Source organism: Dyadobacter sp. 22481, from assembly GCF_052044875.1.
Lineage (GTDB): Bacteria > Bacteroidota > Bacteroidia > Cytophagales > Spirosomataceae > Dyadobacter > Dyadobacter endophyticus.
This window is the reverse complement of sequence record NZ_JBQENV010000003.1, coordinates 1,146,349-1,159,195: the sequence shown is the minus strand read 5'-3', so window position 1 is coordinate 1,159,195 and position 12,847 is coordinate 1,146,349. Positions and strand designations below refer to the sequence as shown.

Sequence of the window (12,847 nt, the reverse complement as noted above, 5' to 3'; positions counted from 1 at the left end):
AATGAGTTAACTAAAAATTAATTGATTTTTATTTTATCTCGAGTGTTGCTTTTTAGAAATCAAACCTGCACCTTTGCACCACGTTTTCGGAACAGGGAAACGAAAAGTGAAAGAAAGTAGTTGAAAAACGCACGAAGTAGGAGACCAGTCGGCCCATTCGTCTAGCGGTTAGGACACGACCCTTTCACGGTTGAAACAGGGGTTCGATTCCCCTATGGGTCACAAAACCGTGCAAAAAAGCACTTTCAATCATTCAAAAAACCGCTCAGATTTTGAGCGGTTTTTTTGTTTATTTCCTAATCTTTTCGATGTTCAAGAAGCGCTCATATTACTTGGGTGATCAAACTAGTTTACAAATTAGTAGAGCTAGTTCTATCTTATCCTCAGCCACTTGCAGATCTTGCAATATCCTCACTGATATTTTTCTCAACAATTGTGTGGTGTTTTTGTCATAAAAATTGCGTCTGCTAAACTATTAAGGCCAATTTTTATGACTACACGCTTTTCAGACCAGATGAACCAACGTTTTTATGAGCAATATTATTCTACAAGTATAAAATATTTTCTAAGTCTTTGTAGTATATTTGGAACGAGCGAAAGGATTGATTTTCAAATTGTATGACAAATCGATTACTTCGTTCGCATCGCCCACAAATTTTTTACGCTCTATGAAATTTTTACTGAAAGTTGTTTTTGCGGGAGGAGTGATAAGCTCAGTGGTAGCGGCTCCTAACAACGCAGCTGGAAGCATGGGATTGCCTGCGGACAGTGTAAACGTGGAAAGCAGTATTGCAAGTGACCTGAACGGCTCTTACGAGATCAGGAATCCCTATGCAGAGTCTGCGGACGAATCTTTTACTATTGCGGCCAAAACGGCTGCACCTTTGGCTACGAGGGTTTCCTGCGGTGGCAGGATATGGACACATGGCGAACTTCTTGGTAGAACAAGCGACGACCAGCCAGTGTACACACGCATTACGGAGAACCGGATTTACCTCAACTGGAATGGTCGGGTTGCCGATAACATTTTTATTCTTTTTAACCTGAAGGAAAACACTTTTCCAAACAATCCTTCCAACGACGCGCTGATCAGCACCTGCGTGAACTCAGTCGACCCGAGTACTGCACCGGTTAATATGTTGGGTACGAACGGAAGCGGTCAAATCACCTGTAATGGCGTGGCTATGCCGGATGGTAACAGGCTGGGTGTTTTTGTAGGAAGTCAGGGGAATACTTACCAGTTTATCAAATATGTGAACGGTTTCCTGCGCGTAATGATCAAGCAGGGAGAGAACGACACACGTACCGATAACTATTACATGGGTCTCCTTGGTGAAACGATCGAGGGCAGAAACGGAAGCTACCTGGATCCGCAATGGAGAGGTGTATTGACGACCACCATGGCGAATAGCTGTTTCTGGCCGGCAGTGCCGAAGCCTGCAACACCGCTAGCCGACAATAACTGCGCATCCGGCCCGGCCATCAGCAATGTTACTAACATCAGCCAGACTGCCCTTACCGTATCTTTCACAGGTTCTGGCGTAAGCAGCCTGAAATGGCGTATCACGTCGGGTGGAACACAGGTAAGATCGGGAACTACGAACGATTTTGGCAGCGCTACTTCGACTAATTTGGCGTACAACTCGCTGGCTCCCGGCAATTACACTTTGGAAATTGAAGGGAACAATTGTGCCTCGGCAGTAAGCAGCCGTGCATTCACGATCAACCCGCCTGTGGTAACTACTCCTGACTGCCAGAACGGACCCTCGGTAACCAGTATCGCCTCCATCACGCCTAGCAGCGCGACCATTAACTTCGGCGGAACCAACCTGCATGTATTTTCATGGAGAATCCTGGACGGCGGCACCAATGCAGTGGCAAGCGGCAAAACCGGTACGCTTACTTCCAACACGACCAACCTGACATTCAACTATCTGCAAAACGGCACTTACACTTTCGAGCTGAAAGCAGAGGATTGCAAAGCGACCAACGTAGCAACAAAGAGTTTCAGTGTTTCAGCGACTGACACCCGCACAGCGTGTTCACGCGGGCCAAGTTTGGAGTCGATCCTATCCTCAGGAGAAACAGCTCTTTCGTTCCGTTTCGACGGCGACAATGTGTTTGCTATTGACTGGAAGATCAAAAAAGATGGTGCCGTGGTCCGTCAGAACCGCGTTGCGCCTCAGAGCAACAGTCCTTCTATTGGTTATAATACGCTCGCGACCGGTGTATACACGCTTGAAATCCAGGGTGGGAACTGCAAATCGACACCGACGGCCACCGCATTTGGGGTGAACGTTCCGCTACCTATCTACATCTCTAATTTCCAGGGAAAAGCTGTTGAAAAAGGTGTAGAACTGACCTGGAACGTTGTTGCCGAAGAGGATGGAAAAGAATTTGAAATATTGCGTTTCGACGACCGCATGCAGGATCAGACCGTTCTTGGAAAAGTTTCTCTAACCGACCAGCGCGTAGGCAAATACAGCTTCCTGGACGAAAAACCATTGCTCGGTATTAACTACTACCAGTTGAAACAGATCGACATCGATGGTACTTACACTAAGAGCAAGGTCGTGGCGATAAATCCGGGCATTATCCTGGGAACTGTCATCGCGCCGAACCCTGCTGATGATTTCGTGAACGTTCAATTCTCGTCACGGACTGCCGGAACTTCGGATGTAACGATCTACAACTTGGCCGGACAGCCTGTTGGCAGCTCAACGATCCGTATTTCGGAGGGCAAGAACAACCACCGCATTAACGTGAAGAAACTGAGCGGAGGACATTACTTTATGAAGATCAATCACGACGGCGAAGCGACGAAGTTGCGCTTTATCAAGGGTGAATGATGAGTGAAATCCACTGATCGATGAATAATGCAAACAGCCGGGCTTTGAGTCCGGCTGTTTGCATTTAAACGCTGCTGGCAAAGATCCTAAATAGGCAAAGGGATGATCCCGGCAATCCTTTCAAGCCCCAATGTCACACGCTCTATACGGTCGACATTCCCCCGCCTCGGGTCGGAATATGCCTGCGCCACCGAGCGCATATACGCCTCTCCCATGCGGGTATCAAAAAACGGGTCATGCTGCGCCAGACTTTCGCGCCATTTCGGCCCGACCATTCCTTTCGCTTTCGAAAACCGCAGCAACAGTCGCTGCTTGATCGGCACCAAAGCCCGATCGGTCAAACTTGTTTCGATGTGCATAATGTGTAATTTGCGGTTAACAGATTGTGTTCTATCAAATTTAATTCATTTTAAATTAATATCAATTCAAAATGAATTAAAACTTGTGACTCTATTTTAATAATGTTTGATTATCAAAGAGTTCGAAGACTTCGTGAGCATTTGCAACTTAGTGAAACCCAGTTCGCTAAGAAGATAGGTGTTGCTCAAAGTACCTATCATAGATTTGAAAAGGGCGCGGCAAGTTTGACGGCCGAATCAATTAGTGAGATCATCACCCTATTCGATGTCGATCCCTTTTGGCTGCTGGTCGGACGCGGCGGCAATGATCCTGAGTTTATCAATCATGCTGAGCTGATCACAGTCAGCAAAAACGAATACATTGATTTGCAGCGAAAGGCGTTGCAAAATCAGGACGAGCGGATAGCGGAGTTAGAGAGGGAGTTGGGGAAGAGGTAAAAACTGAACTTGATACTTGTATAAAGGTCGCAATTTTGCGACCTTTATTTTTATACACACTATATTAAGATGAATGCAAAGGAGTTGATAAAGCTACTTGAACAGAATGGCTGGTATGAAGCAAGGTGCCGTGGTAGTCACCGAATCTTCAAGCATCCGGAAACGCCGCACGCGATTCCCGTGGCATTTCATGGAAGTAAAGATATCCCGCCCGGGACGTTGAACAAAATTTTAAAAGCAGCCGGTTTAAAATAGAATTGTATGAAACTGACTATAATTATCGAAAAAAGCGAGGGAGAGCTTTGGGGCCGGATCGAGAATGTACCGGATTACCTGCCTGTGACATCGGGGACAACTATCGAAGAAATCGAGCAAAATCTTCGTGAATTGCTTGCCGATTATATTGAAAATGAAGGCAACGCTTACAGTGAATGGAGATCGATAAAGGTTTCCGACATTCAGTTTGACCATGTGTATGATTTGAGTGCATTCTTTGAAGTTTTCGACGATGTAAAAGTCGCTGGGATCGCACGCCGTGCCGGCATTAATCCTTCGTTGGTGCGGCATTATGTGGCAGGTTCTAAATACCCCTCGCCACAGCAAGCCAAGCGTCTCGAATCGGCGATCCATGAACTGGGAGACAAATTGAGAGAGGTTATCTTGGCTTAGTAGCCGATTTACTATGATAAAGAAAGGAATGCGCCCGAGGGATCGCGATGAAATCACTTACTTCGGCATTGCCACACATTACTTTTACCCCTCCGGCTGCAACCGTGCCTCCTTCCACCATTGCGTAAATACCTGATCCCCTTTCAATTCCACCTTCTGGCCGATTAGTGGCGTTACGAGCGGCATTCCCTGCTTTTGCGCTTCGGCGCTTGCGCGGAGGATGGGCTCGTTCCAGTCGTGGATGGAGAGGGCGAATTTGGCCCAATGGACGGGCATTAATTTCCTGGCGCCGAGATCGCGGGCCGCTGTTACCGTTTCTTCGGGCATCATGTGGATGTATTTCCAGGCTTCGTTGTACTGCCCGCATTCGAGCAATGCAAGGTCGAAAGGCCCGAATTGAGCGCCGATCTTTTTGAAATGGTTGTCATACCCCGAATCGCCGCCGATGAATATCTTCATAGTGGGTGTTTGCAAAACGAATGACACCCACAAAGCCCGGTTGCGGCTGAAATCGCGGCCTGAAAAATGCCTGCCAGGTGTAATATCCACTTTGAAACCGTCGCCAAGGTCGGCACTTTCGTTCCAGTCTTTTTCGATGATATGGGTCAGGTCGTACCCCCAATACTCAAAATGCTCGCCGGTACCGAGGCCGGTTATTACTTTTTTGACCTTGCTTTTGAGTTTCAGGATCGTCTCATAGTCGAGGTGGTCCCAGTGGTCGTGAGAAATGAAAAGGTAATCAATAGCCGGGAAATCTTCGACATTGTAAACGTCGGTACCCTTGAAGCTCGGCGTGGTGAATTTGAGAGGTGACGCGCTCCCGCTGAAAACCGGGTCGACGAGCATCGTTTTACCGTCGATTTGCATAAAGTACGACGAATGCCCGAACCATACCAGCACGTTTTCCTCCGGTTTCAAATGCAGCAGATCCGTTTTTTGAGAAGGGATCAATGCCCCCGGAACATTGTATTTGCTTTTACCGAAAAAAAACTTCGTGATTACCTTCAGATAACTGTTACCCTCAGCGAGATCGGGGGTGAAGCTCTCGTTTTGAAATTGCCCGTCACGATAATGTGGTGATTTTTTAATCCTTTCGAGCCGTGCACCTGATGGATGTTTTCCAAATAAAGGCTGCTGCATGAATGCAACCGTGGCGAGGACTATTAATGCCAGAAAAATGAAGAATATCATGAAGGAATATTTAATGACCCGTTTACGCATAGTATGTGGAGGAGTTGTGAAAGTTTAAACTGGACGAATGTACGGTTTCTTACGTATTTTTGAATTTACTAATCCAAACAAAACCAACTAGTCATGAAAAGAAATGTATTGCTGTATTTGTTGTTCCTCTTGTCATGGGCGGCTGTCGCCCAGAATTCGGCCCCGGATACGAGTTGGATCAAGACTAACTACACCAAGACAGAGCAATACATTACCATGCGTGACGGCGTGAAGCTCTTCACCGCCATTTACACGCCCAAAGACGATTCACAGACCTACCCGATCATCATGCAGCGCACGCCCTATTCCGTGCGGCCCTACGGTGAAAGTAACTACCGGCGCAGTCTCGGGCCTAATGCGTACCTAATGCGGGAGAAATACATTTTTGTGTATCAGGATGCCCGCGGCCGCTATAAAAGCGAAGGGAATTTCCGCGAAATGACGCCCGCGATCGAAAACAAGAAGAGCAATAACGATGTGGACGAGTCGAGCGATACCTATGATACCGTTGAATGGCTTTTGAAAAACACTAAAAACAATGGTAAGGTAGGCCAATGGGGCATTTCGTTTCCCGGTTACTATTCGTCCGCCGGCCTGCCGGATGCGCACCCGGCCATGGCGGCCGTTTCCCCGCAAGCACCTATGTCCGACGAATTTATCGGTGACGATTGCTACCACAATGGCGCTTTCTTTTTAATGGATAACTTCGGTTTTTACAGTGGTTTTGATGGCCCTAAAACCAAGGATGGCACGGGTTACCTAAGCCATTTTAATGCAGAGTATAACGATGCCTACAAGTATTTTCTCGATTTTGGCCCACTAAAGAAGACGAATGCCGCGCCCTATTTCGCTGACCCGAATTCGATTTGGCGGCAAACGACGGCGCATCCGGTATACGACGAGTTCTGGCAATCGCGGAACATTAAAAAGCATTTGAAAAACATCAAACCGGCGGTTCTGGTAGTAGGAGGGTGGTTTGATGCCGAGGATTTGTACGGCGCATTGAAAACTTACGCGGCCATCGAAAAGCAAAGCCCGGGTAACAACAACCGCCTCGTAATGGGGCCATGGACGCACGGCGGCTGGGCCGCGCCTTCGTGGAAGGGTTTTGCGCAATATCAGTTTGGGGCTGACGTGAACAAATATTACCAGGAAGAGATTGAGACAAAGTTTTTCAATTTCTATCTCAAAGGAAAAGGCACATTTGAGCAGTCGGAGGTTACCGTTTTTGAAACTGGGTCAAATCAGTGGAGGTATTACCAGCAATGGCCGCCTGTTAATAGCCAGCCTACAACTTATTATTTTACTAAAAACGGAGGAATGGCTGTTGAAAGACTGCTGTCGGAACCGGGTTCAACCACATACGAAAGCGACCCGGCCAAACCCGTGCCATACACCAATGTAATCAGCGGCCACCGCAACAACGAGTACATGGCCGAAGACCAGCGTTTTGCATCCCGGCGCCCCGATGTGGTGAGTTTTCAGACGGATACGCTGACCGAGGATTTGACATTAACGGGAGAAATAGTGGCCCATCTGATGGTTTCGATGACCGGCTCCGATGCAGATTTTATCGTAAAGGTGATTGACGTCTGGCCAGCCGGATCGACGGTGCCCGCGGTGCAGGAAGGCGGAAAACCCGTGATCATGGACGAATACCAGCAAATGGTGCGCGCGGAAGTCCTGCGAGGTAAATTCAGGAACAGTTTTTCAAAGCCGGAGCCATTTGTAAAAGGCAAAATCGAAAAAGTAACTGTGAAACTGAATGAGGTAGCGCATACATTCAAAAAAGGCCACCGTGTGATGGTACAGGTACAAAGCAGCTGGTTTCCGCTGGTCGATCGGAACCCTCAGAAATTCATGAATATTTTCGAAGCGTCGGAATCGGATTTTCAGAAGTCGGAGATTACGATCCATCACAACGCCAGGAATCCCAGCAGCATTACTTTGCCGGTAATGCGCTGATAACAAGGTAATGCCCTTTTAATCCTAAATCCCTTAATCCTAAATCCAATGAAAAATGTATTCCGGAAAATTCCGGTTTGTTGCGTCGTGTTGTGGCTTATTGCCGGCACGACATGGGCGCAGGTAAAGCCGAAATTCCACGTTTTGGCGATGGCCGAGCCCGGTGGGCATCACATTGCCTATTCCAAAGCAGCCCGGCTGTGGTTGGATTCTCTGGCTGCCGAAGCGCATTTCAGTATCGATTATATTGACAAAACGGATCCGGTTAACGAGGCTTTTTTATCTGAATATCAGCTCATTATCCAGCTCGACTATGTACCCTATGCCTGGAAACCGGAGGCCGCTGCCGCATTTGAAAAGTATATCGATGAAGGCAAAGGCGGCTGGATTGGGTTTCATCATGCGACCTTGTTGGGTGAATTCGACGGTTATAAAATATGGCCCTGGTTTGCGGAATTCATGGGCGGTATCCGTTACAAGAACTACATAAGTGACTTTGCCGCCGCGACGGTGAAGGTAGAAAACGGCAAGCATCCGATTATGAAGGGCGTACCTGCGTCGTTTCCGGTTCAGAAAGAGGAATGGTATATCTACGACAAAAGCCCGCGCCCAAATGTGGATGTGATCGCGAGCGTGGACGAATCGACTTATATACCCGATTCGAAAATTAAAATGGGAGACCATCCGGTCATTTGGTCGAATCCTGAAAAGAAGGCCAAGAATGTCTACATTTTTATGGGACATTCGCCGGTGCTGTTCGAAAGCGACGTTTATAAAACGATTTTCAAAAACGCGATCCTCTGGGCTGCCCAAAAATAACCGGATATGCTGAAAAGAATTTTAATGCTTGCGCTGATCGTTTCGGTGCAGCATATTGGCTTTGCGCAAAAGAAAAAGTCGAAGGTTGTCCCAACTCCTGAAAGCAAGTCGTTCTACCAGGCGCGGCTGAACGATGATGACGCCACCTATTTTACCCCTGAAACCTTCAAAATCAGCAATGACGGCAAAATCGACGTTTCCGACGAGCTGCAACGGGCTATCAATGAGGTGAAAACCAATTTCAATTTTGGGGTCGTGTTCATTCCGGAGGGAACTTACAAGATTAGCAAGACAATATATATTCCCACGGCCGTCCGGGTGATCGGCTATGGCAAAAGGCGGCCGCTGATTATCCTGGCCGACAATGCACCTGGTTTTCAGGAGCAATATCCCCAGGACAAGGGTAATGCCAAATATATGTTCTGGTTCACGTCGGCTATTCCAAAAGAAGGGCAACCGATCCCCGATGCCGGCGCGAGCACGTTTTATAGTGCGATGTCGAATGTGGATTTGCGGATAGGATCGGGTAATCCGTCGGCGGTGGCATTGCGGACGCATTTCGCGCAGCATAGTTTTATTTCACACGTCGATATTCATGCCGGTACTGGCAAAGCTGGAATGTTCGATGTGGGTAACGAAATGGAGGATGTGCGGTTCTATGGCGGCGACTATGGTATTTACACCTTCAAGCCATCGCCGGGCTGGCAGTTTATGATGGTCGATACTTATTTCGAAGGACAGCGCAAAGCGGCGATCCGCTCGCAGGAATCGGGGCTGACGATCGTGCGGCTGACGGTAAAGAATGTGCCGACTGTAATCGAGACCAATCCGGATTTCTACGAAAAACTGTTCATGGAGGACAGTCGTCTGGAAAACATAAGCGGGCCGGCGTTCGTGATCAGCAATGAAAACAACGCGTATACCCAGATAAGTTTGCGCAATATCGATTGCAAAAAAGTACCTGTCCTGGTGGGTTTCCGAACAAGCGGGAGGCAGATTGCCGGGCCAGGTGAGCTATACAAAATAAAGGCATTGAACCACGGCCTTCAAATGACGGCAATCGATTCAAAACCGGTTCAAACCACAACGCAGGACATCGAAGTGCTTAAAACAGAGCCTGTACCGGTTCAGGAGGATATTCCGGTGTTCCCGGACATCAGTCTTTGGAGAAATCTTAAAGCACTTGGCGCGAAAGGCGATGGGCTAACCGACGATACGAAGGCCATTCAGGCAGCTATCGATCAGTACGACGTGATATACGTGCCGCAAGGCTGGTACCGCATTACCGAAACCCTAAAATTGAAGCAGAAAACGGTTCTGATCGGCCTTAACCCGGTTTCAACCCAATTTATCTTGCAGGACAATACAGAAGCATTCGGAAGTTTCGGGCCACCGAAGCCGATGGTGGAGTCATCGGAGGGAGGAAGCAATATTCTGACGGGCATCGGCATTTCGACGGCAGCCAGCAATTCCCGGGCGGTAGGTTTGAAATGGATGGCGGGAGCCGGCTCTTATGTGAACGATGTGAAGTTCCTGGGTGGCCATGGCAACATCCCTCGTAAAAGGCCAGGGCAGGAGGCTTCGAATAACTCCTCGCACGTGGGCAACGAGCAACATTGGGACACGCAATATTGGAGCCTTTGGATAACCAATAATGGTGGTGGCACATTTAAAAACATCTGGACTGCGAATACCTTCGCATCCGCAGGCGCGTACGTGTCTAATACGACTACGCCGGGGCGTATCTACGCGATGTCGATAGAGCACCATGTACGGAATGAAGTTCGGTTCAAAAATGTGTCCAACTGGAAGGTCTATGCATTGCAGCTGGAAGAGGAGAGCAAGGAAAGTTCGAATTGCCAGCCGCTGGAAATCGAATCGTGCGATAATATACTTTTTGCAAACTTATATATGTTCCGGGTGATCCGCGTCAGTACGCCCTACCCGCATTCGATCCGCTCGTGGAACAACCGCAGGCTGGAATTTCTGAATGTGCATAATTACAGCCAGACCAAGTATCCGTCGACGGTTCCGTTGTACGACGTGAATTCGGGCATTGAAGTGCGGCCGTGGGAGTTTAACCGCCTGGTAATTGACACGCCCAAACCGCGTCCGATTGATTTACAGGTAGGAAGAGTGGTACAAATAGCCAAAGGCTTCGAATTTGCGGACGGCATTTGCCACGATAGCAAGGGTAATGTGTATTTCAGCGAATCGCGGGCGCGAAGGATTTACAAATGGTCGGTCGAAACGAATACACTGGGCCTCGTGGCCGACTTTCCCTGGGAACCGCTTTCACTGGGGGTTGATACGAAGGATACCCTATTGGTGGTATTCAAATATGTTCCGAAACCGGGTTATACGAGAAATGGTAGGGCCGAAATTTTCCCTACCCGGCCCGATGCAGCTGGTACTTCGTTCAGTGGTTGGGGTAATAGCGGATTTACAACGAAGGTATATTCAATGAATACGGATCGGCCGGATGAGACGATTCGCCACCTGCTATGGTTGCCATTTGGGAAAGTCCATCACTTTGTCAAAACGCTGAATCCCTCCAACCGCCGTCGCGATTCTGGCGATTTTTTGACGGTAAGTACCAACCAGTTCAATACTTGCTGGGTAGCACCTGATATGGTGACCATAGTGCCGGAAGTTTACGATCTGGCACGTTCCAATGCATTGGTGGAAGGTTACCCGGGGAAAGTAGTTTATGGGATTGATGAATATCTAAAAAGAACTGTCCGGTTCAATATCGGATCGAAGGGACATTTGTCGGAGCCGCAACTATTTGCCGAAAAAGGTGAATTCAGCTCGGCAGTGGATAGCAAAGGGAACGTGTATATCGCTGACGGGCAGGTTTATGTGTTTGACTCTACCGGCAAGGAAATCAATATAATCGAAACGCCGGAGCGACCTTCGACCATTACCGTAGCCGGTGACACGCTTTTTATTACTAGCCGTAATGGATTGTATGCTGTAAAACTGAAATAGAAATGAAACGGCTGGTATTTCGCTAAATGCCAGCCGTTTATACTTACTTGATCCCCTTGCGCTTCTTATATTCCTGATAACGCCGGTTATATTCTTTCAGCTCTTCATCCTTGAATGTCTTCAAATAATTTGCCGGCAAATCGAGCCGCTCCTTCATTTTCAATGTATTGGAAAGCTCGACTAACGTGTTGACGCCGTTTTTGTCCTTGTTCAAATCAAATGCATCGTACAAATCGCCATTAACAGTAAATGCTTTGAAGGCGAGTTTGTTCTGATCGACGGTGATTGCCTGGTACAGTTGCGTATTTGAAGCGGCGCGGTCCATCCAGTTTTGCAAGCCGATGTCATACATTTTCGGGCCGCTTACAGATACTACGTAAATTGGTCCGTCGGGCTTTTTGCGGCTCTGACCAATGGGGATATTCAATCCGCGCCCGTAGGTATGGTCGTGGCCTTGCAACACGATATCAACCTTGTGTTTTTTGTACAAAGGCTCCATTGTTGACCTCCATTCGTCGTTATCGCGGCCATTTTTTGTAGAGTAAATAGGGTGGTGATGCACCACGATCGTCCAGCGGTTTGGATTGCCGGTAGTAATTTGCTCAAACCACGCAGCTTGCTTTTTCATTGTGGTCGAATCGAGGATAGCTGCCTGCGAGTCGAGAGAGATAAATCGAATTCCTTGGTAATCAATATAATATGCGGTTTCTGCCAGGTCTTCCGGACCGTTTTCAGGTAGTGCGAATTGCGGTTTCCAATGCATGGAAACAAAAAGATTCCGCTGCGCATCGCGGTAATATTCGTGGTTACCGGGCGTTGCCAGGTTAGGAACCATCCCGTTGATCCAGCCACCTGCTTCAAACCATTCACCCCATTGGTAATCCGCATTGGAATTGTTGATAAGGTCGCCCGCGTGGATCATCAGATTGGCTTTGGGCATATTAGCGAATGCACCCCGCACCGCCCGCGACCATAGGGAACGAATGTCGTTTTGTGCATCGCCAAAATAGAGGAACGAAACCGGCTCCGGTTTGTCGGAGGCCGTTTTGAAATGAAACCATTCACTCCACGATTTCCCGTCACCGACGCGGTATACGTATTGTGTGGATGGTTTGAGGTCACCGAAATTGGCCTCGTGGTAATGGGCAGTCTTGCCTTCTATCACCACCTTGTGTGTAGCCGCCTGAACGATGCGTGCTTTGGCCGGGAAATCAGGCGAGGGATCGGCTTCATGAATCGCTGCAACGGCGCCTGTCACGGTCGAATCTGTACGCCAGTTTACCGCCTGAGAAGTAGCAGGATCGCCTTTGTAGCCTAATATCAACCGGTCGGGAAATGCAGAGGGCGGGTAAGTTTTGTTTTGCTGCGCTTGCGTGGTAGCGACACCGGCAATTAGCAGCGTTCCTGCAAGGAGGAATCTAAAATATACATGACTGAAATATTGCATAGGAACTGCCAGAGAATTGTGGTCACAATATTACCCGTTCGGAAGGTAATCGGGCTAGCAGCTGTTCTTATTTTACATTTTGATAATAT

10 protein-coding genes and 1 tRNA gene are annotated in these 12,847 nt (G+C 48.2%); 8 read left to right on the top strand and 3 right to left on the bottom strand.

The window, feature by feature from the left end; translation table 11 throughout:
- Positions 1-150: 150 nt before the first annotated feature.
- A tRNA-Glu gene (locus ACTJJJ_RS23475) sits at positions 151-222 on the top strand.
- Positions 223-668: 446 nt separating this feature from the next.
- Positions 669-2,849 carry a T9SS type A sorting domain-containing protein gene (locus ACTJJJ_RS23470; protein WP_440703190.1) on the top strand — a complete coding sequence of 727 codons (2,181 nt, stop codon included), beginning with the start codon at positions 669-671 and terminating at the stop codon, positions 2,847-2,849.
- Positions 2,850-2,935: 86 nt separating this feature from the next.
- Here ACTJJJ_RS23470 and ACTJJJ_RS23465 read toward each other — a convergent pair whose 3' ends face one another.
- Positions 2,936-3,208, bottom strand: a complete 273-nt coding sequence (locus ACTJJJ_RS23465; protein ID WP_188936168.1) for a hypothetical protein — start codon at positions 3,206-3,208, stop codon at positions 2,936-2,938.
- Between the two features lie 102 nt (positions 3,209-3,310).
- Between ACTJJJ_RS23465 and ACTJJJ_RS23460 the strand changes: the two genes are divergently transcribed.
- The 3 genes from ACTJJJ_RS23460 (at position 3,311) to ACTJJJ_RS23450 (ending at position 4,315) form a co-directional block, all read left to right on the top strand.
- Positions 3,311-3,646, top strand: a complete 336-nt coding sequence (locus tag ACTJJJ_RS23460; RefSeq protein ID WP_188936166.1) for a helix-turn-helix domain-containing protein — start codon at positions 3,311-3,313, stop codon at positions 3,644-3,646.
- 69 nt (positions 3,647-3,715) lie between these two features.
- Positions 3,716-3,901, top strand: a complete 186-nt coding sequence (locus tag ACTJJJ_RS23455) for a type II toxin-antitoxin system HicA family toxin (RefSeq protein WP_188936164.1) — start codon at positions 3,716-3,718, stop codon at positions 3,899-3,901.
- A 6-nt stretch (positions 3,902-3,907) separates the two neighbouring features.
- The gene (locus ACTJJJ_RS23450; RefSeq protein WP_188936162.1) at positions 3,908-4,315 is read left to right on the top strand and encodes a type II toxin-antitoxin system HicB family antitoxin; all 408 of its coding nucleotides are present in this window, start codon (positions 3,908-3,910) and stop codon (positions 4,313-4,315) included.
- A gap of 84 nt (positions 4,316-4,399) precedes the next feature.
- Here ACTJJJ_RS23450 and ACTJJJ_RS23445 read toward each other — a convergent pair whose 3' ends face one another.
- A complete protein-coding gene (locus ACTJJJ_RS23445; protein ID WP_440703189.1) occupies positions 4,400-5,506 on the bottom strand; it encodes an MBL fold metallo-hydrolase in 1,107 nt (368 codons plus the stop codon).
- Between the two features lie 123 nt (positions 5,507-5,629).
- Here ACTJJJ_RS23445 and ACTJJJ_RS23440 point away from each other — a divergent pair, with 123 nt between their 5' ends.
- From ACTJJJ_RS23440 to ACTJJJ_RS23430, 3 genes are read left to right on the top strand one after another with little or no spacing between them, the layout of a single operon-like run.
- On the top strand, positions 5,630-7,501 hold the full coding sequence (locus ACTJJJ_RS23440; protein WP_440703188.1) for a CocE/NonD family hydrolase: 1,872 nt from the start codon (positions 5,630-5,632) through the stop codon (positions 7,499-7,501).
- 48 nt (positions 7,502-7,549) lie between these two features.
- Complete coding sequence (locus tag ACTJJJ_RS23435; RefSeq protein ID WP_440703187.1) at positions 7,550-8,320, top strand: ThuA domain-containing protein; 771 nt, start codon at positions 7,550-7,552, stop codon at positions 8,318-8,320.
- Between the two features lie 6 nt (positions 8,321-8,326).
- Positions 8,327-11,311 carry a glycosyl hydrolase family 28-related protein gene (locus ACTJJJ_RS23430; protein ID WP_440703186.1) on the top strand — a complete coding sequence of 995 codons (2,985 nt, stop codon included), beginning with the start codon at positions 8,327-8,329 and terminating at the stop codon, positions 11,309-11,311.
- Between the two features lie 43 nt (positions 11,312-11,354).
- Here ACTJJJ_RS23430 and ACTJJJ_RS23425 read toward each other — a convergent pair whose 3' ends face one another.
- Entirely contained in the window at positions 11,355-12,758 is a 1,404-nt protein-coding gene (locus ACTJJJ_RS23425; RefSeq protein ID WP_440703185.1) for a fibronectin type III domain-containing protein, read from the bottom strand.
- Positions 12,759-12,847 lie beyond the last annotated feature (89 nt).